Annotated in this window: 21 protein-coding genes; 3 read left to right on the forward strand and 18 right to left on the reverse strand. The window is 40.8% G+C overall.

Annotated elements, in window-relative coordinates; translation table 11 throughout:
- Nucleotides 1-3: 3 nt before the first annotated feature.
- The 18 genes from wecB to GWR56_RS01465 all read right to left on the reverse strand — a co-directional run bounded on the left by wecB (nt 4) and on the right by GWR56_RS01465 (nt 21,097).
- Entirely contained in the window at nt 4-1,095 is a 1,092-nt protein-coding gene (wecB, locus tag GWR56_RS01380) for a non-hydrolyzing UDP-N-acetylglucosamine 2-epimerase (RefSeq protein WP_162429408.1), read from the reverse strand.
- A gap of 13 nt (nt 1,096-1,108) precedes the next feature.
- Nucleotides 1,109-3,241: a bi-domain-containing oxidoreductase gene (locus GWR56_RS01385; RefSeq protein WP_162429409.1), complete on the reverse strand. Its 2,133-nt coding sequence runs from the start codon at nt 3,239-3,241 to the stop codon at nt 1,109-1,111.
- Nucleotides 3,242-3,754, reverse strand: a complete 513-nt coding sequence (locus tag GWR56_RS20740) for a DapH/DapD/GlmU-related protein (RefSeq protein WP_162429410.1) — start codon at nt 3,752-3,754, stop codon at nt 3,242-3,244. It lies immediately after the preceding gene.
- Nucleotides 3,754-4,962 (reverse strand): glycosyltransferase family 4 protein, encoded by a 1,209-nt coding sequence (locus GWR56_RS01395; RefSeq protein ID WP_162429411.1) that lies wholly within the window; start codon nt 4,960-4,962, stop codon nt 3,754-3,756. Before GWR56_RS01395 ends, GWR56_RS20740 begins: the two co-directional genes overlap by 1 nt.
- An 8-nt stretch (nt 4,963-4,970) precedes the next feature.
- Nucleotides 4,971-6,050 (reverse strand): glycosyltransferase, encoded by a 1,080-nt coding sequence (locus GWR56_RS01400; RefSeq protein WP_162429412.1) that lies wholly within the window; start codon nt 6,048-6,050, stop codon nt 4,971-4,973.
- Nucleotides 6,051-6,120: 70 nt separating this feature from the next.
- On the reverse strand, nt 6,121-7,761 hold the full coding sequence (locus GWR56_RS01405) for a DUF4838 domain-containing protein (protein ID WP_162429413.1): 1,641 nt from the start codon (nt 7,759-7,761) through the stop codon (nt 6,121-6,123).
- A 44-nt stretch (nt 7,762-7,805) separates the two neighbouring features.
- Nucleotides 7,806-8,351 (reverse strand): acyltransferase, encoded by a 546-nt coding sequence (locus tag GWR56_RS20745; RefSeq protein ID WP_162429414.1) that lies wholly within the window; start codon nt 8,349-8,351, stop codon nt 7,806-7,808.
- 5 nt (nt 8,352-8,356) lie between these two features.
- Nucleotides 8,357-9,703, reverse strand: a complete 1,347-nt coding sequence (locus GWR56_RS01415; RefSeq protein WP_162429415.1) for an O-antigen ligase — start codon at nt 9,701-9,703, stop codon at nt 8,357-8,359.
- Nucleotides 9,704-9,707: 4 nt separating this feature from the next.
- Nucleotides 9,708-10,829, reverse strand: a complete 1,122-nt coding sequence (locus GWR56_RS01420; protein ID WP_162429416.1) for a glycosyltransferase family 4 protein — start codon at nt 10,827-10,829, stop codon at nt 9,708-9,710.
- A gap of 47 nt (nt 10,830-10,876) precedes the next feature.
- Nucleotides 10,877-11,734: a UDP-N-acetylmuramate dehydrogenase gene (gene murB, locus GWR56_RS01425; protein WP_162429417.1), complete on the reverse strand. Its 858-nt coding sequence runs from the start codon at nt 11,732-11,734 to the stop codon at nt 10,877-10,879.
- Complete coding sequence (locus tag GWR56_RS01430; protein WP_162429418.1) at nt 11,724-13,040, reverse strand: oligosaccharide flippase family protein; 1,317 nt, start codon at nt 13,038-13,040, stop codon at nt 11,724-11,726. The genes murB and GWR56_RS01430 overlap by 11 nt, the downstream gene beginning before the upstream one ends.
- Entirely contained in the window at nt 13,037-13,573 is a 537-nt protein-coding gene (locus GWR56_RS20750) for a serine O-acetyltransferase (protein ID WP_162429419.1), read from the reverse strand. Before GWR56_RS20750 ends, GWR56_RS01430 begins: the two co-directional genes overlap by 4 nt.
- A gap of 9 nt (nt 13,574-13,582) precedes the next feature.
- Nucleotides 13,583-14,827 carry a UDP-N-acetylglucosamine 1-carboxyvinyltransferase gene (locus GWR56_RS01440; protein WP_162429420.1) on the reverse strand — a complete coding sequence of 415 codons (1,245 nt, stop codon included), beginning with the start codon at nt 14,825-14,827 and terminating at the stop codon, nt 13,583-13,585.
- Nucleotides 14,828-14,862: 35 nt separating this feature from the next.
- Nucleotides 14,863-15,849, reverse strand: a complete 987-nt coding sequence (locus GWR56_RS01445) for an SDR family oxidoreductase (RefSeq protein ID WP_162429421.1) — start codon at nt 15,847-15,849, stop codon at nt 14,863-14,865.
- Between the two features lie 38 nt (nt 15,850-15,887).
- Nucleotides 15,888-17,222, reverse strand: a complete 1,335-nt coding sequence (locus GWR56_RS01450; RefSeq protein ID WP_238395282.1) for a nucleotide sugar dehydrogenase — start codon at nt 17,220-17,222, stop codon at nt 15,888-15,890.
- A gap of 77 nt (nt 17,223-17,299) precedes the next feature.
- Nucleotides 17,300-19,645 carry a tyrosine-protein kinase family protein gene (locus GWR56_RS01455; RefSeq protein ID WP_162429422.1) on the reverse strand — a complete coding sequence of 782 codons (2,346 nt, stop codon included), beginning with the start codon at nt 19,643-19,645 and terminating at the stop codon, nt 17,300-17,302.
- Nucleotides 19,646-19,674: 29 nt separating this feature from the next.
- Entirely contained in the window at nt 19,675-20,484 is an 810-nt protein-coding gene (locus GWR56_RS01460; RefSeq protein ID WP_162429423.1) for a polysaccharide biosynthesis/export family protein, read from the reverse strand.
- Between the two features lie 220 nt (nt 20,485-20,704).
- Nucleotides 20,705-21,097 carry an RNA-binding S4 domain-containing protein gene (locus tag GWR56_RS01465; RefSeq protein ID WP_162429424.1) on the reverse strand — a complete coding sequence of 131 codons (393 nt, stop codon included), beginning with the start codon at nt 21,095-21,097 and terminating at the stop codon, nt 20,705-20,707.
- A 166-nt stretch (nt 21,098-21,263) separates the two neighbouring features.
- Here GWR56_RS01465 and GWR56_RS01470 point away from each other — a divergent pair, with 166 nt between their 5' ends.
- The 3 genes from GWR56_RS01470 to GWR56_RS01480 all read left to right on the forward strand — a co-directional run bounded on the left by GWR56_RS01470 (nt 21,264) and on the right by GWR56_RS01480 (nt 23,732).
- Nucleotides 21,264-22,079, forward strand: coding sequence for a 2,3,4,5-tetrahydropyridine-2,6-dicarboxylate N-succinyltransferase (locus GWR56_RS01470; protein WP_202925361.1), 816 nt, complete (start codon nt 21,264-21,266; stop codon nt 22,077-22,079).
- A 107-nt stretch (nt 22,080-22,186) separates the two neighbouring features.
- Nucleotides 22,187-23,173: a glycosyltransferase family 9 protein gene (locus tag GWR56_RS01475; protein ID WP_162429425.1), complete on the forward strand. Its 987-nt coding sequence runs from the start codon at nt 22,187-22,189 to the stop codon at nt 23,171-23,173.
- On the forward strand, nt 23,166-23,732 hold the full coding sequence (locus GWR56_RS01480; protein WP_162433069.1) for an L-threonylcarbamoyladenylate synthase: 567 nt from the start codon (nt 23,166-23,168) through the stop codon (nt 23,730-23,732). Before GWR56_RS01475 ends, GWR56_RS01480 begins: the two co-directional genes overlap by 8 nt.
- Nucleotides 23,733-23,767 lie beyond the last annotated feature (35 nt).

The raw sequence follows: 23,767 nt of genomic DNA on the forward strand, positions 1-23,767 counted from the left end.
TATTTATTTTTCTAATGTTAACAAGTTATCTACAATTCGCCCTGCAGTTTTACCATCCCACAACTCTGGTATTCTTCCCTTTTTCCATTCACCTTTAAAAAGTTTTTCAAAGGCCGGCCCAATGGCTTTGGGGTTTGTGCCAAGCAACTCGTTTGTACCTATATTAATAGTTTCAGGTCTTTCCGTATTGTCGCGCAATGTCATACACGGAACGCCCATAATTGTTGTTTCTTCCGTAATCCCTCCCGAGTCGGTAACTACCGCTTTAGAATGTTGCACCAAATAATTAAACTCCAGGTAGCCCAGCGGTTCTATCATATGCAAATTTGGCGCGCTTATCCCCGCGTTATCAAGCATTTTTGCTGTACGTGGATGAACCGGGAACACAAGCGGCAACCCCTGCGATGATTCTACTATGGCGGTCATTAGTTGTTGCAGACCTTCCTCTTCGTCTACATTGGCCGGGCGGTGAAGCGTCATTACAATATACTGTTTAGGCTGTAAGTTAAGTTCGGCCCAAACCTCTGGCTGTTTAAAGTTCGGCATCTGCTTTAACAAGGTATCTATCATGGTGTTGCCCACAAAAAATATACGCTCGTCTGATATTCCTGCTTTTCTTAAATTATCATTGGCAGTAGCCGATGTGGTAAAAAAATAATCGGTAATGGCATCTGTAACCATGCGATTAATCTCCTCGGGCATTGTCCAGTCGCCACTGCGTATCCCCGCTTCAACATGGGCAACTTTAGTGTGTAATTTTTTGGCAACAATAGCACAAGCCATTGTTGAAGTTACATCACCTACAACTAATACTATATCTGCCGGGTTTGCAATTAGCTCTTTTTCGAAACCGACCATAATTGCTGCAGTTTGCTCCGCCTGCGTTCCGCCTCCGGCTGAAAGATTAGCATCAGGTTCAGGTATACCTAACTGTTCAAAAAAATCACCGGACATTTTTTTGTCATAATGCTGCCCGGTGTGTATCAATCGGTATTTGATATTTTTTCCGTTTGATACGGCATCTTCAATAGCACTGATAATTGGCGCTATTTTCATGAAATTAGGGCGGGCACCTGCAATGATAGATATAAGCATAAATGTGATATAATTATAGGTCGGCGTTTAAAGTTACCCAACTGTTTGTTTTTAAACTCTCAATAGCGGCAAAGCTGGCAAGCGTAGTGTTAATTATTTCGTTTATAGGAATAATTGCTTCGCCGCCATGTTTTACACCATTTACTAATAATTCGAATTGTTTTGCGTGGCCCTTATCCTGTCCGGATGATAAGGATGAGAAACCTTTAAAGCCGTAACCGTGTAACTTGCGCCAATTATCCATAACCAGGGTACGTTCCTGGGAGTAAACTTCTAAACGCTCTTTTGCATACGCTTTGCTGCCGTTAGCAAAATAGTTAATAACCGCATTACTGCCATTCTCATATCTTAAAATGATAGATGCATTATCTGTTTGTTCATCAGCGTTTACCCCCATAGCATTCATACACACTTCTTTAACCATTGAGCCGGTTAAATAGGTACACAGGTCTATAAAGTGGCATGCCTCTCCAATAATACGGCCGCCGCCTACCTGCATGTCATGCACCCATGAGTTTTGAGGAATAAAACCCGCGTTCATGGTAGCGATGATATTTACCGGCGTGTTAGCCGACCCCAGCAGTTGTTTCATTTTTACAGCCAGCGGTGCAAAACGCCTGTTAAAACCAACGGTTATGGTTTTGGGGTTTGCGGTGTACGCCTGTAAAATATTTTTTAACTCATCGGTATTTAATGCAAGGGGTTTTTCTACAAATACGTGCTTACCTGCTTCCAATGCTTCAACAACCATTTGTGCATGCAGATTATGCCTTGTCGTAATTAAAACCAGGTCTACGTCCTTATCATCAAGCACGGTTTTATAATCAGTTGTGGAATTGGCTATATTGTATTTTTTTGCAAGCGTTGTGCCCGTCAATCCGCCTGAGCTGGCAATATATTTTATCGAGGCGCTGGCTTTCCTTAATGACGGCAGTATCATGGCGCTTGTAAAATTACCCGCACCAATTACCGCTATTACCCCGGTTTGCCCGCTAAACGTATTATTATTTAACTGTACAACCCTGTTTAAAGGGCCATCATTATCCGCATATTCTAAAATAGAGGCTATAGAGCCAGCGGCCGATATGTTGCCATAAATTTGCTGGTAATCTTCAATAGAAACGCGCTCGGTTATCAGCGGTTTAACTTTCAAGGCGCCGGTGCATAATGCCTGCAATACCGCCTCAAAGTTTCGCTTTTCAGTCCACCTTACAAACGGCAGCGGATAATCATTGCCTTTTTGTTCATAATTATCATCGTAACGGCCCGGCCCGTATGAACAAGATACCTGGAACGACAATTCCTTCTCGTAAAAATCGGCACGATTAATATCTAAACCAATTACGCCAACCAGTACGATGCGGCCGCGCTTGCGCGACATGTGGGCCGCCTGGGCTATTATATCATTACTTTTATTTGAAGCGGTGATGATAACCGCATCTGCACCTACGCTATTGGTAATGTTTTCAACCAGTTTAACCTGATCAATACCTTCCGCCGGGTTGTAAGCCATAATGCCTGCTTCGGCAGCTAAACTTACTTTCTGGCGGTCAAAATCAAAGCCTATTACCTTGCAGCCGTTAGCTACAAGGAGCTGTGCGGTTAATAAACCTATTAAGCCCAACCCCACCACTACCACGGTTTCGCCAAAGGTAGGGTTTATAAGCCTTATGCCTTGCAGCCCAATAGCTCCTATCACGGTAAACGCAGCTTCTTCATCGCTTACATTATCGGGCACGTGGGCAACTAAGTTTTGCGGTACAGATACATACTCGGCATGTGGGCCGTTTGATGCTACCCGGTCACCCGGCTTAAATTCGGTAACACCGCGGCCAACTGCTACCACTTTGCCTACGTTACAATAACCTAATGGCAGTGGCTGGCCAAGTTTATTAAACACAGCATCTATGGTTGGTTTTAAGCCATCAGTTTTAACCTTATCGTAAACCATTTTTACACGTTCAGGCTGTTGCATGGCTTTTTGTAACAGATTAGCTTTACCAAATTCAACCAGCATGCGCTCGGTACCTAATGACACCAACGTTCTTGAAGTTTTGATGAGCACCTGCCCGCCTTTAACAACCGGTGCGGGTACTTCTTCTAAAACTGTATTGCCATCTTTTAGATCTTGTGTTATTTGTTTCATTTAGTCTCTTTCTTTTATAATTTTTGCGGGTACGCCGCCTACATAAACAAACGGGGATACATCTTTAGTAACAACACTGCCGGCTGCAACAACAGCACCTTCACCAATATTTACACCGGGCAGTATTATGCAACCTGCGCCTATCCAAACATCATTGGCTATAGTTACCTGTTTTTTGGTATGCCCTGCAGAAAATATTTGCCCCCTGTTTTTTGGTACAGTGTGGTTAGACGAAAAAATTTGTGTGTTATAGCCTACTAATGTGCGCGCACCAATTTGAACACCGCCCCCAGTTGTTATTAATACACCCCAGGCAAGGTCAACATGATCGCCTAAAATAAGTTTTGAACCCGGGCTTATTTTTATGCCCGGATAATAGGTTATAGAATTGCCTATTTTAGAACCGCACAGCCTTAAAAAGTTGCTTTTAAAAATGTTGAAAATTTTATGACGAGGTAAAATGAATATCCACGATGCAAAAAATTCAAACGTACACACTAAGAAGTTTTTCATTAATTATCGCTCAAATTATTTGAAATACTTTGATCCCGGTACCACTTTTTACCATGCCGGGCAAAGTTACGATATACAAATTCTAAAAACTTAATTTGTTTTATAACTTTTTGCTCCGGCGTGTTATAGGTTTTTATCTGGGTAAGGCCGTTGTCAACAATGGTTTTATAAGTTTCCTTATCTGTTTTTAGCTGCCTGATCTTATCCGCTATTTGCTGTGCATCGTCCCGGTCAACATATATCACGGCGTCTTCGCAAATGCTTCGCGCCCATTCTTCATCAGCTAACAACAACGGTTTTTTATATGTCCAGGCCTCAATGATGTTTGAGCTAAAACACTCCAGTTTGCTTAACAGCATGGAGGCGGAGGAAACCGCGTAAAGATATTTTACCTCATCAACCTTTACACGGCCCAAAAGGTAAATGTTCGTTTCAACTCCAAACTCCCTTGCTTTTGCCATTAACGTATGAGAGTACGGATGATCGGCATCAACGCTTATCAGGTAGTTTACATCTGTAACTCCTTCATCCTTCAATTCTTTCAGGATGTACGGTACAAGGTCAATATTTTTATTTTTATGCCAGGCGGTTAACATCACAATGTTAAAATTGTCTGCCGGGATACCTTGGAACTTTTCGGGGATATTTTTTTTATCGATCTCTCCGCTGTTGAACTGACTTACCGAGGGTTTTATAAAAAAGGTGTTGTTACTGTTGTACCCGAAGTTCTTTATAGCTCTTGACCGCATTCCTTTATTTTCAAAGATCAGCGCATCTGCCTTTAGTGTGGTGGCCAACCTATACCTATCTTTTACTTTAGCAATAATGCGTTTTTTAAGCGGCCAGTTGCCCCAAAAATCAATTTCGGGATAGTAGAGGTTAGAGTATGCACTGCGTACAACTGTTGGGATGGTATCTTGCGGTATGCCTGGACCATAGCTGTACATTATGTCTATTTTATTTTTTCGGATGATGTCGCCGATCTTAAATTTTTCGAACCACATTCGCTTTAAGGGCGAATTATCAACCTCTATAGTATTTTTATAATTACGCCTGCGTAAAATGTTAGATAGTTCGTCGCCCTTGGCTACCATTATCCACCAGTTATGGCCGTACCCGTTATGATCTATCACGGTATCGATAAAGTTGGCTGCCACTTGTAAGCCGCCTCCAAATGTTACGGGAATAAGGTTTAGTAATATGTTCATTAAGTTATTTATTTATTACCATAAACTACCGAATTGTAAAGTGTTGTGTACTTTGCGGATACCTCGGTTATAGCGTATGCTGCAAAACAGTCCTGTATTTCTTTAACGTAATTAAAGCGCTCGGCATCACTAAGCGATAGGGCTTTTGTTATTGCTTGCGCCATTTGTGTATTATCAGCAAGTGGCAGCAAAAAAGGGTAATCCGGCGGCAGTAATTCAATATGTGCAGGTATATCAGATGCAATTATCAATAACCCTGACAGACCTGCCTCTATAAGCGTGTTAGGCATTCCCTCGTTAGTACTAAAACTGCAGTAAACATTGCTCTTTTTGTAATATTTAAGCAATTCGTACTTATCGTTAATGAAACCGGTGAAGCTTATTTTATAATTGCAAAGTACCGCTTTTTGCTGCAAAGCTTCAGCTAACGGACCCTTGCCAATTATGGTTAAATGAAGGCCTTCTTTAATGTCCGGAGGTAAGCTTTCAAATACGTCCATCAACTGGGTAAGGTTCTTCGAAACTTCCAGGCGCCCCACGCAAACTATTTCATGCTTATGGTACTTTCTTTCAGCACTTTCATCCCCTTTAAAAAAATCAATTTCGTATCCGTTTCGGATCAATTGTAACTGAAGCCCGGTTTCTTCCCAATATCGCAGGCCTCTTTCAGAGTTTCCCACAATTACTGCCCCCCGCCATACAGCGATCTTTTTTCTTAACTTTAATTTGGTGTTTTGTTTCCTGCTAAGCTTATCACTTGGCTCGCGTATTATCCATTTAAATTTAAGCACCGTTGATAACAACCCTACGATAATATCAACCTGCGTTATCCAGGTCTGCACAATATCTGGCGACAGCCTTTTTAAATGGTTGTATAAAGCCCAGAATATTCCGGGCGAATAATTATTGGTTACATTAAGGCAAATTGAATTTACATTCGAATTCAATAAATGGTGTGCATTGGGGTTAGCGTGCAGGTAAATTACCCAAACATCACCACCTTGACCTGCCATGGTGTTCGCTAATAACCTAAGCTGGTTTTCGGCCCCGCCTCCTTCTATAGAGGGTATAATGTGTACTATTCTCATTTTTCAAAAAAACCAATAGCATACTTATATTAGCAAGTACTATTGCTGAGTGTTTTAACGACTGTAATTGTTAGTCGTCTAATAAAGCCTTTCTACTTGGCCTTGAAGGGGGTTTTATTGTAACGTTATTAATTGTGTTTAGTACTCTGTTAATTCTTGCCTGTGCCGCGGTATCGCCGCTTGCCGCAGCAATGCCCTTTCTTAAAATATCCGAATATATCCCTGTTTTTAACGGGTTAAGATATGCAGCCTGATCATCAACCCGCGAATAGGTTAAAATACGCGCGCTGTTTTGCAGGGGCCTGTTACCAGTTTTAGCGTAAGTGGCCAATGTATTTAAATACTGTTTTACAAAAGGGGCACCGTTATGATAATAGGCCTTTAAAAACTCGTCGGTAATTGCTTCAGCATCTGCCGACGGGTTCCACATAAGTTTTGCCAGCAGGTACGATCTTAACTCCTCCAACTCAAGCCCCATTTTTGCATCGGCCTCAAGGTAAACCATATCAATATTTTTTGCCGCGATAGCTTGCAAATTTGGCTTCAATACCGGGAAGTTTGGAAACGGGCAATCGCACTTATAATATATCATATAATCGCGAAAGATAATGTTGTTGGTAAATTTAAGCCAACCGTTCAGATCACCCATTAGCTCGGGGTTGCTGGTAATGGGTTTCAGTTTATCGTCATTTGAAGCACAGAAATGTATATTAACATTTTTTGCAGGGATAACCGATATTGGTGGTGTCCTGGTTTTTTGGTAAGCCAGTGTTGATATTACCTTGTTTGGAAATTTCGCCGCTATCTTATTTATAAAATTTACGAGCAAATCGCTCTGATTATGATTTTGCGCGCGATAACTTGTGCATAATTCGCAATTGCAATTATCGGGGTTGCCATCCATAGCGCTTACGCTCCAGTACTTTGCATCCGGATTTTTTGCCATCATCACCCGTAAGGTATCAACAATAACATCAACAACCCCGTCTCTTGATAAACAAAGCTGATTTTTGTTGCGCTTGTTATTGATAAGGCCGTAATATTCAGGATGAACCTTGAAATATTTTTTTGGTGGCACAAGTATGGTAAAGGTATGCGCCCACAATCCCCATTTATATCTTTTCTGCCTATGCTCATTTGGCAAATTGCTTATTTTGTTCCAGGCAATGTAATCAGCCTGTAACGCTTCGCCATAATTGCATGACCTGTATGAAATAACGGGCACCTCCGAGAGGTTTACAACTCCAATACTCACATTGGCTTGTTTTGGTATTACAATAAGATCATGTGCATAATAACGGCAATTTAAATAGGTTTCAAAAAAACTATATACCGCATTTAAAACCCCTCTCTCGTTACCGCCATTAATAAACAGCAGGCTCTTGGATGATTTTAAGTAAGTGCCGTCGCCCTGTAAACTTGCCGCATTAAACTGCGGGAAATATTTACCGGTAATTACATTATCACCTACTACAATTTGGTTATTGCCCGAAAATTTTGTGGTTACAGGTAAATTAGCGCCGCTTATTTTAAAAAAATATTTTGCGAACTCATTTGCAGCATTATTTACTGTAGGGCTGGCGTTTGCGGGTATATAAATACTATAAGATGATCTCCCATCTTTTGCCAGATCAAGAGCTGACGCCGGCATTAAACATATCCATAAAAATAGGCTTAAAAACACCAAGACTCCCTTATATATCATTTTCATACCAATATGTTTAAGTGTTATAGCTAATTGCTTATTAAACCAGCTTAGCTACGAGCCAAATATTCTTTCATTTCAAAATAATCCTCAAGCGCTTCTATACGGGTTTTAAACTCTACTCCGCGGTCTAAATCAGCATCAGAGAGAAAACTATTCAGAGCGGTCTCTTTGTACTTATTAAAATCTCCGATAATTTTAGCCGGATTACCGGCAACAATAACATTTGCAGGTACCGATTTAGTAACCACGGCCCCGGCGCCAATTACAACGTTATCCTGAATATTTACCCCCGGCATTATAATTGCCCCAACACCAATAAATACGTTATTACCAATAGTTACCCGGGCATACTTATACCGGCGCCCTTTATTATCCCTGATAAGCCAAGTGCTGCCATCGTGGGTTAAAAGTATAACGCCCTCTGTTATAGTAACATTGTTGCCAATACTTATTAAAAATGGCTCGGTCCCTAAATTAATGTTTGATATGCGGCAATTACTGCCCACTTTGGCCCCTAAATAACGTGCTCTGCTTACACCACCTTTAGTGTAGTATAAGTATTTGGCAACTAAGTTTTTTAGACGTGGATGCATATAATTTATTTTACATTTATAATTGCTCTTACCTCCTCAGGTGGTAATCCGTTAGCAATACGTTTACCCATCGCAATGCCGATGCCCAGCATTATTACAATAGTTTTATTCTCCATCATCGTGTTATTAAACAAGCTGCACACTAACAGGTAAACAACAAAAAAACCGAGATAATCAAAATTGTAATAATTACTTAAAAGCTTTCTTTCAAAACTTTTCCATAATAACCTGTTGAAAGCCAAAAAGATCAATATATATACAATGCCGTATCTAAATGTATATTCTATATAGGAATTGTGACTATTTGAGGTAAACTGGCCGCTCTTTTTAAGATCGGTGGTATACAACGGCCCGTATCCAAATAAAGGGCTTTCCACTATTTTCCCGAGATACAATTTTTGCGCTTCAAGCCTTTCGTTGACGCTATTATCAGACGATAAATCATCTGCCGAGGTTAAACTAACCACCCTGTTGCCTAAAACCTTATAACCTTGGTCAGAAAGGTATATGGAAATATAAAATAACGACGCGAAAGCTGTTATCATGATTAATGGCATACCTATTACAACCAGTTCGGCGGATGCATTTTTAGCAAGACGATATTTTTTGGATAAGGTTTTATATACCAGCTTTGATATGAAAAACGAAGCCGGAACTAAAAAAAGCAACACCGAACGCGAGCCGGTAAGGAAAACTAAACCAACTATGATAACGGTGATTAAAAGTACGGTGAGTATCTTTTTATTTTGCTTCGACACAAAAAGGAAAAAAAACACCGGCACCATACTGAACGCGGCGTAAGTAGACTTTAAATAAAAACCGGCTGCCCTTTCTATTTTTGAAAGCGAATCGGAATCGGCGTCGCCATCGGCATCGTTCAAAAGCAGCCGCAGTTTGTAAAAAAGATTGGGGTTAATATAGTTATAAACTAACCCGGCTATAATGATGATAACAGAAGGATATATAATAAACCTGTTAAGGTGCTTAAAATCGTATTTGAGCCCTATGATATACGCCGCAAAAAATAGTAAAAGATATAGCAGCGAGTTGCCTAATGGCCTTACAACCTTGGCAAGCGATAAAAAGCCGAGTGAAAAATATATCGGTATAGTTATCAGCATGAATACGAATATCAGCAGCGCATAAAGAAAAACCTTCTTGGTTTTAATAAGCCTCGCGAGTATATGATAATGCAGTATGGCATACACTGATAACAAAGCTACAGCCAGTACTGCAAAAATATCAAGGGAGATGTGCAGAAAAAGGGCGAACCGAAAAAGCTCTGTTAAATACAGGACTATGAGCATCATAATCATAAAATCCAGTAGTTTATATTTCTTAAGCTTTATCATGCTTTTATTTTAAAAAGAATCTGAATAATATAGCCATATGCCTAAGATAATCCATAACCGGGTCTTTATAGAATTCAGCAGATTGGTATATTTTTAAATAAGTATCCTTTTTTGTTTCGATACTAAATTTGTCTGTATAGGTTTTGTTTACAAACTCGATGTTACTTTTACGCAGGTCGTCGCTTTGTAAGATATTCTTTATCGCCAGCAAATTCTCATTCTGATCATATCCCTCTATCCTGTTCCTTTCAGAAAAATTATAATATACAAGGTCATCAAAATTATTCTCTGTAATAAGCACCGGGTAATCTGAATCCTTCAAGGGAGTAAACAACATTTTCCCTTTTGATGCCGCTTCCATCACACCTCTGCCAGTTCCAATTATACCATCTGCAATATTAAGCAATTGGCTGGCATCTGATGTAAATTCGGGCTCGGTTACAAACTTAACCGGTAAACCCGCCGCATGTTCCTTCAGTTCATTTAAAATGTTGTCGTCTTCTACCTTGCCTAAAATAATAAGCTGTATATCAACATTTTGTTTAACTAACCAACCAATAAGGTTAATTGCTTGCAATAAGCTTTTTTTATAGTAACTGCCTATTCTTGATATGCGCAATAAGGTGGTTTTACTTGTTACTAAAGGCCTCAGCTTTTCTATACGATCGTTATCGTCTTTTATTTTATAAACCCTGTTTGGAATTAAAAAAATGTTGCTGTTTTTAAACTTTTCGTTTTTTGAAAAATAATTAAGGTCCTCGTTACTGTAGATAATAAGGTTTTTTTGATATGGGTAAAATTTATTCGGTGAAGCGCCGCCGCATTTTGTGTTTATTTTAGGAATCTTAAGCCAACTACTTGCCGACCGGGCAAAAAAATCGGCTTTTGCGTCGAAGCTATGGATAACAGCGGGCTTATATTTCTTTAATATTTTAACAAGGCCCTTTATACCAGCAATGATATTAAAGGTTGAAGACACCCGCTCATATGGGATACCCGATTTTTCAATAGTTGGGCATGGGTTGTCACCAATAATTACAATCAACACGTCTGCGTCTTCACTTATAGCCTGAGCGGTTGCCTTAAGGCTATGATAATGCCCCCCCAACCCGGTGTTCATCCTCATACAGGTAATAACATAGCAAATCTTCATCTTAATATTTTTATGCGATGTTAAATTATCCGTTGTTCAACTTCCAGCATTACATCATAGGCAGCGTAAACCTTATCCTGAATGTCCTTAATTAAATTTAATATATCAGCGCCTGTTGCCTTATTGTAATTAACAATAAAGCCGGCATGCTTTTCAGAAACCTGGGCACCCCCAACACTGTAACCCTTTAAGCCCAGTTCCTCTATCATCGGCCCAACAAACTTACCCTTGGGGCGTTTAAAAACGCTGCCGGCATTGGGGTATTCTTTGGGTTGCTTTGAATGCCTCGTCGCTTTGGTTTGTTCCATTTTTTGTTTAATGGATTCCTTATCTTTTCTAAATAATTCGAGCGTGGCCTCAGTTATCAGCAGGTGTGGATTTCTTTGAAAGAAGCTGTCGCGGTAACTAAAGCCAATCTCGCTGTTGTACATTTCATGAAAAGTGAGGCTAATTGGGTCAAAGTATTTCACTTTTACAAGCACGTTCTTGATCTCGTCTGTTCCCGAACCAGCATTCATAACAATAGCACCACCTAACGACCCCGGAATGTCATAAAAAACCTCCATACCCGAAAGACCATGCTCATAAGCCAGTTGACTTATCGCCAGCATGCTTATACCTGCCTGCAGGGTAAGTGTAACATCGTTAACAACTGCTTTAGATAAATTATCAGAGAATATAACAAAAGATTCCTGATAGTGGGGTTTTGATAATATGATGTTATACCCACCGCCAATAACAATCTTTTTTTCGATGTTGGTTTCCGAAAACAAGCTGTACAGATCTTCATCCGTTTCCGGAAAATAGGCTTTTGCACAAGTTGCCGCTATTCTATAAGAATTATATGGTGTAAGATCAAAGTTTTCTTTAACTATCATGCTTAACAGTTTTGCCGGTAAATTTCAATATATAAGAGCGTGCAAACTCTTTGTCTTCACTTGTAAATTTAAGGATATCTTTTATAGGCATTTTAACCTCTTTTGAGTAAACATATAAAAACATCAATGATGCGAAGGTGTAACTAACTAATGAAGCTGCAGCAGATCCGTTGGCGCCATGGCCCGGCACCCATAAAATATTGAGTATAATATTTATGATCACTGCAGGCACCATGGCCTTCATAGAGAGCCAGGGCTTTCCCTTACCCGCAATATCCATATTAAGCACTTTAAAAACGGTTAACAGTAGCACACCCGGTAACAGTATGTTTAAAACGCTGACGCTGCCAGCAAATTTGGCCCCAAACAGCACCTTTATAATTAGTGGTGATAACAGGAACATTAATATGGAGGCAAAAATTATAATTACACTCGAAAATCTTAGGAGACGGCATACTTTACGCGATATTTCCTGGGGATCTTTAGCACCAACGCTCCTCGAAAAAACGATAGTACTTACCAGGGTCGGCACTTCCCATAAATACTGAACTATATTCACGCTCTTTGAATAAATCCCAAGTTCGGAGATGGTTGAGTATTTATTAAGCAGGATAATATCAACCTTGTAGTTTAAGGCCGTCACCAGCAGCGAGATAGCGTACACAATGCCAAGGCTTAACATGCCCTTAATTATTACTCCGTTAAATACGGGTTTTATTACGGCTACCTTCCTTATTTTATTGGCGATAAAAAATGGCAGAATTGCGGCCCCTATGAACGTACCCAACATAGATCCGGCAACACCTAACGGAACAATGGCAACCAATATAAAAGTAAATGCAAAATTGAGTACGGCCGGTATCCAGTTAATTTTATTGAACTCTTTTATATCCTGCTTACCCAAAAATATACCCGAGCTATAAGTGCTGTAAAGTGAAAAAGGGATAGCGATAACGGCCAGGAGGATAAGTGTTTCTGAATAAATACCTTTAGTAAAAAACTTGATAAGCAAGTAGGAGCTTGCTACGCAAAAAACGCTGGTTACCAACCATATTGCCAGCACCGCGCCATATATATCTTGTAGCTCGTATTTTTGCTGACCAACAAAGTAAGCGGCAGCCTGCCTTATACCTAATGAACCAACCGTCATGAAAAGCGAAGGGTAAACCATTAAAGCGGCAATTACACCATTACCTTCGGGGCCGAGATATCGCGCGGTAACTACCGCGCCGCCTATACCGGCAGCTATAACTGCCACCCTGCTTACAAAAACGCTATATAATTCTTTTAAAAAAGAAGCTTTCATGAACCTAATACTTTAGCAGGTATACCCACTGCTGTTTTGTTGGCCGGTACATCCGTATTTACAACCGCATTAGCTCCTATTGCGGCGCCGTCGCCTATTGTAATGCCCCCAAATAACTTGGCGCCCGCAAAAATCTTAACATTGTTGCCTATTTGCGGGTATATCAAAGCCTGTTCTTTTTTACCGTGGCTGCCTAATGTTACATTTTGCCAGATACGCACATTATCGCCTATCACTACATTCTCGCCTATGATAACACCTATTGGATGCGCAAACCTAAAATTAGAACCTATTGAGGCGCGGAAAGAGATGTAACAGTTTCTTTTTGTTACCTGGCGATACTCGTACCGCTGTAAGATAAAGTTGCTGATAAAGTTGCGTCTTTGGCGTAAATATCGCCCTATGCGATAATTAAGGAGCAATCTGAACGACGCGTTAAACAGGTAAACGTTTACTTTCTTTTTGAAGGTTACGCCGCCATGATTATAAATATCACTTTTTATATGTGCTATTGTAGCTTTAAGCGTTACCATTATAATCAGTTAATTTACTTCTTCTATAATTCCTCCCAGGTTGGTTACCTTTTCAATAATGTTTTCATAACCACGGGTTATTTGCCACGCATCGCTAATTTGGGTGTCGCCCTCCGCCGTTAAGCCGGCAATTAACAATGCAATACCTGCCCTTAAGTCAACAGCCCGTACTTCGGCACCCGTTAATTTGTTACCTCCGTTAATTAATAATATGTCGCCGTTCTCTTCATAGCTCATTCCCATTTTATGCAGTTCTTCGGCATAACCGTAACGGCCGGGGAACCTTAGATCTATAATTTTTGACACTCCCTGAGACATGGCACCAAATACCGCGAATAAAGGCTGCATATCCGAGTTTATGCCGGGATATGGGCCTGTGCTGATCTCTATAGGATAAGGGGTCCCGCCCCTTACAATCAACGAATTTTGACCGGTAAAAAATTTCGCACCGCTTTCGCGCAAGAATATCAGGGGAACTTCCAGGTGCTCAAACGGAAAATTCATTATTTCCAAATCGCCGTTGGTAACTACAGAAGCAACCAACCAGGTAAGCGCTTCCATATTATCCGGAATCACCTGGTGTTCGCAGCCTTTTAACTCGGCCACACCATTTACCACAATTTTTTGCTGCCCGTGTACGGTGATATCCGCCCCCATTTTTGAAAGCATATCAATAAGATCAATTATTTCCGGTCTGATATGGGGATTCCAGATAGTAGTGGTGCCTTCTGCCAAAGTGCCGCAAAGTATCGCGTTCTCGGTCGCGCCTGTAGAGCGCATAGGCAAATTGATATCAGTACCTTTTAAACGGCCTTCAGACGCTACGCACAGGTAGTTTTCCTCTTCCCATACACGTGCGCCAAGGCTTTCAAATATCATTACGTGAATATCGTATTTTCTTTCTCCTAATTTACAGCCGCCCGGCAAAGGTACACGACCTTTTCCGTGGCGCGTAAGCAAGCAACCCAGCATTAACAAGGTGTTACGGATAGATCGCTCTTCCCATTTTAATTCGTCAACAGCTTTAAGCTCCTTTATAGTAACATTACTGCCGGATATAACTATTTCTTTCCCTAAGTGCTTAAGCATTTCCAGGTGGACATCAACATCAAGCAGCCCCACGGGGAAATTAGGCAAGAAGATGTCTTTAGCAGACAATATACTTGCACTTAACAATTTAAGTGCACTGTTCTTTGCACCGCTAACAGTAACTTTTCCACGCAGGGTGGATTTTCTTACTTTAATATATTTCATGGTTTTATCAATGTTAGTACCAGCCTTGCTAATAGTTACTGTTTGTTGCTTTTATACCAGTTATAAGCTATGTTCAATCCCTCAAAAACGGAAAACAAAGGCTTGTATCCTATTAAATGGCCCGCCTTGCTAATGTTAGCCAGGCTATGCTTTACATCACCCTTACGCTCGGGTTTATAAGTCGGTTCAATATCCAGATCTGCAATCTTGCTTATTTCGGCCCATAACTCATTTAGGGTTATCTTTTGCCCAAAAGCTATATTTATCACTTCGTGCTTTTCAATGCCGGGTTGTGTTAATGCTTTTATATTGGCTTGCACCGCATTTTCTACAAACGTAAAGTCGCGGCTGGTTTCGCCATCGCCGTTAATTACCGGCCCTTCGCCTTTTAAAGCAGCGTCTATAAACAATGGTATAACAGCCGCGTATGCGCCTTTAGGATTTTGCCTCGGCCCAAAAACGTTAAAGTACCTCAATCCTACGGCATGAAAATCATAAACCTTTGAATATACGGCAGCGTATAACTCGTTAACATATTTTGTTACCGCGTAAGGCGATAACGGGTTACCAATCTGGTCTTCTACTTTAGGCAAACCCGGGTGATCGCCATACGTGCTTGAACTTGCGGCGTACACCATCCGCTTAACTCCGGCATCACGCGCGGCTGTAAGCATATTCAAAAAACCGGTGATGTTTACGTTATTGGTGGTTATCGGGTCGTTTATTGAACGGGGAACCGAACCTAACGCCGCCTGATGTGAGACATATTGTATACCAGCTAACGCTTTCTGGCAATCAGCAAACTCCCTGATATCGCCTTCCATTAGCTCGAAAGCCGGATTTGACAGGAAAGGCTCCAGGTTTTCTCTTAAACCAGTAGAAAAGTTATCTAATACACGTACTTTCTTTGCGCCGTATTTTAAAAGGTATTCTACCAGGTTGGAGCCGATAAAACCAGCCCCTCCCGTTATTAAAAATGATGATTCGCTTAAATTATCTTGATGATATGGCTGTGTGTACATATGGATGGGTATCTTAATCAGTATCGCTAAACCGACAATTAAAGGCGGCCGTCAATCAATTCCTGCGGCAAAATGCACTTCACATCAAAAACAACGCCCGGGTTTGCTTTCAGCGAGTTTATCTCGAGTTTGGCAAACTCATCATGTGCAACGGCTAAAATTATCGCCTCAAACTTGCCCTCAGGCAATTCATTCACGATTTCCAAACCATATTCGTGCATAACCTCTGCGGGGCTCGCCCACGGGTCGTAAACAACCGGTACAACATGGTATGATTTTAATTCTTTAATTATATCTATAACGCGGGTGTTTCGTACATCCGGGCAATTTTCTTTAAAAGTAAATCCTAAAACAAGACATTTAGATTGTATAACAGGCACCTCTTTCTTCACCATACGTTTAACAACCTCTTCAGCCACGTAAGCGCCCATGCTATCATTAAGCCTGCGGCCAGCCAGAATAATCTCAGGGTGATAGCCTAACTCCTGCGCTTTTTGTGCCAGATAGTAAGGATCAACCCCAATGCAATGCCCACCTACCAAACCGGGTTTAAATTTCAGGAAGTTCCACTTGGTTCCGGCGGCTTCCAATACATCGTTGGTATCTATACCTAAACGGCTAAATATTTTCGAAAGCTCGTTAACAAACGCAATGTTTATATCCCGTTGTGAATTCTCAATAACTTTAGATGCTTCGGCAACTTTAATGCACGATGCCTTATGTGTTCCCGCTACAATAATGCTGCGGTACAGGTCATCAACGTAGTCTGCAACTTCAGGGGTTGAACCTGACGTTACCTTCAAAATTTTGGTTACTGTGTGCTCTTTATCGCCAGGGTTTATTCTCTCTGGCGAGTAACCTGCAAAAAAGTCGGTATTAAATACAAGGCCCGATACTCTTTCTAAAACAGGTACGCATTCATCTTCTGTTACGCCAGGGTAAACAGTTGATTCATAAATAACCACATCATTTGGTTTAAGCACTTTACCAACTGTTTCGCTGGCCTTATATAGTGGGGTAAGGTCGGGGTGGTTATGTTTATCAGTTGGTGTTGGCACCGTAACAATGTAAACATTACAGTCTTGCAGATATGCAAGGTCATTTGTGCAAAATAAACCTGTAGTACCCGCTGACATATTACCATCGGTGTTGATAACCGATTTTAGTTTATCATCGTCTATCTCAAGGGTACGATCATGGCCGGCCATTAACTCATTAATCCTTTTGGTGTTAATATCAAACCCTATTACAGGATATTTCCTTGCGAATTCTGCTGCTAATGGCAAACCCACATAGCCTAACCCAATGATGGCAATTTTAGCCTCCTCAAGATTTTTAAGTGTTGCAGCCATTTGAGGTGTATTAGATGACATAGTTGATGTGATTGTTATGTTGTATGAGAATTTGAGAATTAATTATCTTGTTACCGCCCAAAATTATAGTTGTATTGTTACCTAAAGAAGTTCTTAAGTTTACTTTTTTTTGAAGGCTTGTCCTCCTGGTAATAACCGCCGCCGTAGCTGTAGCCATACCCGTAACCGTAGCCATAACCAGATGAGGTATAATCTATGGAGTTAAAAATGATATTTATCTGTGGCAGTTTGCCGGTTTTGCTTAACTGATCTATCATTCCGATCTGGCTCTTAAACGTATAGTTATGACGGATGATAAACATGGTGGCGTTTGCATATTCGCCTAAAATTTGCGCATCTGTTACCAAGCCTACAGGCGGCGCATCAATTATTACATAATCAAAATCGGCCTTCAGCTCTTCAATAAGTGTTTGAATGCGGCCATTTGTTAACAGCTCGGCAGGGTTTGGCGGGATGGGCCCGCTGGTGATAATGTAATAGTTTTCCTGGCCCGGGATATTCGAAATAATTTCTTTATATGAAAAAGTGCTGATCAGGTAATTTGAAAGGCCTTTAGAATTATCAATTTCCAATACGGCGTTTAGCTTTGGCTTACGAAGATCGAGTTCAAGAATAACAACCCGTTTACCCGACATTGCCAAACTGGCACCAAGGTTTAACGAAATAAACGACTTACCCTCGCCACTGATGCTTGAAGTAAATAACAGCACTTTGTGATCTACGCCCGAACTTATGAATTGTAAGTTTGTACGAAGCGCACGTATTTGCTCAGCCACCATTGAACGGGGCTTATCAACAACTATAAGCGGGGTTGATTGCTCGCTGTGGCCAATTTCGGCCACAACGGGTACTCTGGTCATCTTTTCGATATCCGCCTTTTTGCTAACCTTGTTGTTCAATACCTCTTTAAGGTAAATGTAACCCGCGGGTACAATCAAACCCAAAAAGAAAAATATGAGCATGATTAAAGGTTTCACCGGCTTTACCGGGGCCTGACTGCTGCGCGCTTCATCGATGGTGCGGCTATCAGCCATGGTAGAGGCCAGGGCCATTTCTTGCTCCTCACGTTTCTGAAGCAGAAAAGTAAATAAATTGTTTTTTATTTCCTGTTGACGCATTACATCAATCAAGCCTCTTTCTTTACCCGGCACCTGTGTAATAACCGATTCGAATTTTGAGTTTTTTTCCTGAAGCTGTTGTTTTGTAATAAGCAGGCCCGCCTTAAGGTTTTTCACAGACTGGTCGATACCAGCTTTGATAGATCGTATTTGATCGTTTAGCGAGGTAACAATAGGGTTAGTTTCAGGAATGGTTTGCAACAGGCTCTGTTTCTTTAATTGCGATTCGCTCAACTGTGAAACTAAACCAAGTAAAGTAGGGTCTTCAATACCCAGCATTGATGGCAATACACCCGAAAGATCTTTTGAGCTGTTTATATAATTCTGTAGATTATTCAGAACACTTAACTGTATATTAACTTTACTAAGTTCTGCATCGTTTTGCTGCGTGCTTTGTATAAACACCTGCGATTGCGCGCTTATATCTGTAATCCGGTTTTGAGATTTGTAATTCTCAACATTTTTTTCTGCCGTTCCCAGTTCCTGAGAGAGATTTCTTAAACGATCTGTAATAAAATTTAAAGTACTCGAGGTAACCTTATTTTTATCCTGAATTGCCGCATTGTTATACTCAAAAATCAGGCGGTTAAGAATGTCTTTCCCCCTTTTTGGTACAGCGTCCTGCAGCGTTATAATTAATACCGTACCTTCTTTACTTACCGGATTTATTGACAACTGATTGCGATAGCGTTGAACAACCGCATCAATTTTTTGGAATACTATATATATCTTTTTGTGTAAAAATTCGGGGCTTATTCCTTTTGAAGTAATGATAATCTGACCGAACTCGCACTGAACTGGCTTGTTATAAGGATACGTTTTTCCACCAGTCTCGAAACCGTTTTCATTTAGCACAACCGGATACCCGTCTTTATAAGATAGCTCGTTAGGATTTATCAGCTGAGCCTGAAAAGGAAGGCTATTTGAATATAATGAACTTTTCCTTACCCCTTCGCTTTCAAAATAAGATACATCTAATTTCAAAGCCCTAACTACTTTCTCCATTAAGGTAGCTGATTTGAGTATCTGTACCTCATTATCAATTATCTTGTCTGACGAAAACAGATCCAACCCTTTTAAAATATCATCTTGTGGCCCGTTAGAACTTTTATCCTTTATTAATAAATCTGTTTCTATTTGATATTGAGGGGTCTGAAACTTGATGTATACGTATCCAAGCACCAGGAAAAACACCAGGGAAAATAGAATTAATTTAGAGTAATGAAGGTACTTGAAAATAATTTCTCTAAGGTTAAGCTCACCTATATTATCATTATCAAAATTAGTATCCGTATTTGCATTCATAAGTTAAAATCGGGTTGTAATTGGTGTAGTTATTTAAACCTGTAAATAAGCAGACCAATAACTGTTAAAGCACTGAGAATTATAGGTACGATTCGATAAGCCTGATCGCTCTGCGCAGCTTTACCTTTACCCTGTTCTACATAAATTAAATCGCCTGAGTGTAAATAATAATATGGAGATGTAAATACTTCTCTTGTGGTGAGATTAACCCTGCCAAATTCTTTTTTTCCGCCGTTATCCCTAACAATAAGTATATTATCACGCTTGCCATAAATGGTAAGGTCGCCCGCCATGGTTAGTGCCTCGGGCAATGTCACCTTCTCGTTCGGAATAACATAAACCGAAGGATGTGCTACCTCGCCCATTACTGATATTTTATAATTTAAAAACCTAACATTTACGGTAGGTTCCTTTAGGTATTGTTTAAGTTTTTCCCTGATTATATCCCGGGCTTGCGCTGTTGTCAGTCCGCCCACTTTAATTGTGCTTATTAATGGCATCTCTATCTCGCCATTTGCATCAACTAAATATCCGTTAGAAGCTGTTTGAGAAAGTGGCGCCGCACCGTTTTGTGCACTGGGTGTAGTAATATCTGTGGCTGAAGTTGCAGGAGCGTAGGGGTTAAAGAAACTACTTGCCGCAGGATTTAAAGAGTTAACAGGTATCGATAAAATATCTCCCGGCTGTATTTTAGGAACATATGTATCTGCAACATTGATAGTATCAGATTGATTTAGATCTTTTTGAAAATAAACAATTTCCTTTTGCCCTATACACGAAGAGAACGCTATTGCAGCTATTGAAAATAAAAAAATATTACGGTAGATATTTTTTTTCATATGTTATTCGATAAATAGTGGGCGCAAAAATAGACTATTTTATTTAATAAACTAATGTATATTAACAGTTTTGCTATTAACGACTTTTTTGATATTAAAATAATGCATATGTATTACGCATTTATTGCATAAACCGTAAGCAAACCCCCTTTACGTTAAAAATATGCAAATACCATAACAATGCCACGTTTTAACGCTTTTACAAGATAATTGTTTTTACTTATTTAAAAAAATCATCTTTAAGGTCGTCAATTTCTCTGCGGTCGCGTTTGGTGGGGCGGCCGGCCCCCCGGTCGCGCGTTAAAACAGGGGCATGAAACATAGATTTAAATTTCATCGTCTCCTCTTCAGGGGTTATGTCTTCATAATACATCACGGCGGTTTTGGCGTCAGTGCGGCTTTCCAATAGGCCGGTTACCTTTAATACCCGCTTCTCTGGCCCTTTTGATATGGTATATACCTCGCCTATTTTTACCTCGTGCGATGGCTTAATATTATTACCATCCAGTTTAACACGTCCCGCCTTGCAGGCATCAGATGCCAGTGTACGGGTTTTAAACGCGCGGATAGACCATAAATACTTATCGATCCTTAATTTTTCCTTCTCAGCCATTACACTTTTTCATTAGGTTACGTGTTTATTGGTTTCATGGGTTAAATGGTATTTTATATATATACTTATTAACGCAGCACTATGGACCATCCAGCCAATAAACTAATCATTACTATAAAACAAATCTGCTTAAAATTGCTTTAATTTGACAAAATTTATATCTGTAATGATCGACCTTAAAAAAATGATTGAGGATGCCTGGGATAACCGCACCCTTTTAAGTGAAAACGACTACATTAACGCCATAAACACCGTTATTGAGCGCTTAGACCAAGGCGAAATGCGTGTTGCCGAACTGATAGGCAGTCGCTGGCATACAAACGAATGGATAAAAAAGGCTGTTATATTATATTTCCCTACCCGCGCCATGGAAGAGATAAAAACAGGCCCGTTTGTTTTTAATGATAAAATGAAGCTTAAAACCAATTATAAAGAGCTTGGCGTACGTGTTGTGCCGCATGGTATTGCCCGATATGGCGCTTACCTTGCTAAAGGGGTTATCATGATGCCCTCGTATGTCAACATTGGCGCCTATGTTGACGAAGGCACTATGGTTGATACCTGGGCAACCGTCGGCTCGTGCGCGCAAATTGGCAAGCATGTACACTTAAGCGGCGGCGTTGGTATTGGCGGCGTGTTAGAGCCTGTTCAGGCCTCTCCTGTTATTATCGAGGATAACTGCTTCCTGGGGTCTCGTGCTATTGTGGTTGAAGGCGTGCATGTAGAAAGTGAAGCCGTTTTGGGCGCAAATGTGGTTTTAACCGCATCTACCAAAATTATTGATGTAACCGGCACCGAGCCCGTGGAATATAAGGGCCGCGTCCCTGCCCGCTCGGTAGTGATACCAGGCTCATACGCCAAAAAGTTCGCGGCAGGCGAGTACCAGGTACCTTGTGCGCTTATCATTGGCAAGCGCAAAGAATCTACCGACAAAAAAACATCGTTGAACGATGCTTTAAGGGATAATAACGTGGCTGTATAATTCAGATTTGAGATGTTAGATTTGAGATTTGAGATGAAATTTTGCATAATCCGTAAAAGCGCTTCTCTGATCTCATATCTAAAGTCTCACATCTTACATCTGTCAATATGAAAATATTGATAAGGTTACCTAACTGGCTTGGCGATGTGGTTATGAGTACCGCTTTCATCAATGCGGTAAGGCAATTTTACCCTGGTGCTTTTATCGACGTTATTATCAAAAAGGAACTGGGCGGGGTCGCTTCTTTAATCCCCGGCATCAGCAATATCCATCTCTTTTCAAAACAGGAATATAGCGGACTAAACGGCGTGTACCGCTTTGGTAGAACGCTTCGGCCTGCGCAATATGATATCTTTTTTAATCTGCCTCAGTCACTATCGTCGTTTGTGATGGCTTGGGCAAGCGGCGCGCGGCAACGTGTTGGTTTTAATGCGGAGGGCGGCTTTTTTATGCTGACCAGTTCTTTTAAAAAGCCTGCTAACCTGCACCGGGTTGATGAATACCTATCCCTGCTGGAAAATTATACAGGCAGGCCCGCCGGCGACAGGCAAGTTAAATTAAGTACCGGCGAATCATCAACTGCCAAAAACATCGTAATGGTCAACTTCAATTCAGAGGCATCATCCCGCCGGATGCCTTTATATAAAGGCCGCGCAATTATAAACAGACTAACCGAAGTTTTTACGAACATAACTTTTGTATTGATAGGCGCGCCAAAAGAGACTGCATTTGTAGATGAACTGCTTATTGGTGCAGCCCACCCGCATAGGCTGCAAAACCTGGCCGGCAAAACCGATCTTGCAGGATTAGTTAAACAGATGGCGGACAGCAGGGCAGTATTAACCACCGATTCGGGCCCGGCGCACCTGGCCAATGCGGTAGGCGCACCCACCGTAGTTTTGTTTGGAGCGGGTAACGAAAACAACACTGCACCTTATAACAAACAACGGCTAACCGTTATACGTTACGGCGAACTGATATGCGAACCCTGTGTGCGTAACACCTGCAAATTATACGGTTTACCAAAGTGCATGGAAATGTTAGATGAAATAAAAATAATAAATGCATTAAGTTTGCACTTGAATGATGCTTAAAGACGAAGTAAACAAGGCGCTGAAAATTGTACAGGATGGCGGTATAATCCTTTACCCTACCGATACCATATGGGGTATTGGCTGCGATGCAACAAATACTGATGCTGTAAAAAAGATCTATGCCCTTAAACAGCGCGAAGAAAGCAAAAGCATGATCATTTTGCTGGACGTTGATAATAAACTGCAAAGCTATATAAGCGAGGTGCCTGATATAGCATACGACCTGATAGAATACGCCGAAAATCCGCTTACACTTGTTATGCCGGGAGCTAAAAACATATCCCCGGCTTTAATTGCCGAAGATGGCAGCGTTGGTATAAGGGTAACCAACCACCCTTTTTGCCAGCAACTCATACAGCGTTTACGTAAGCCCCTGGTATCCACCTCAGCCAATATAAGCGGCCATCCCTCGCCAGGTTACTTTGGTAAAATAGAGCAGGAAATTATTGACGGGGTTGATTATGTAGTTGACATTGATCAGTATAGCACTGAGATTAAAAAACCGTCGACCATTATGCGGCTTGCTCCAAATGGCGGTTTCGAATTTATACGCCGTTAATTTTTATAATCGCTAAATTTGCGCTGCAATACAAT

The sequence above is a fragment of the Mucilaginibacter sp. 14171R-50 genome (assembly GCF_010093045.1).
GTDB lineage: Bacteria > Bacteroidota > Bacteroidia > Sphingobacteriales > Sphingobacteriaceae > Mucilaginibacter.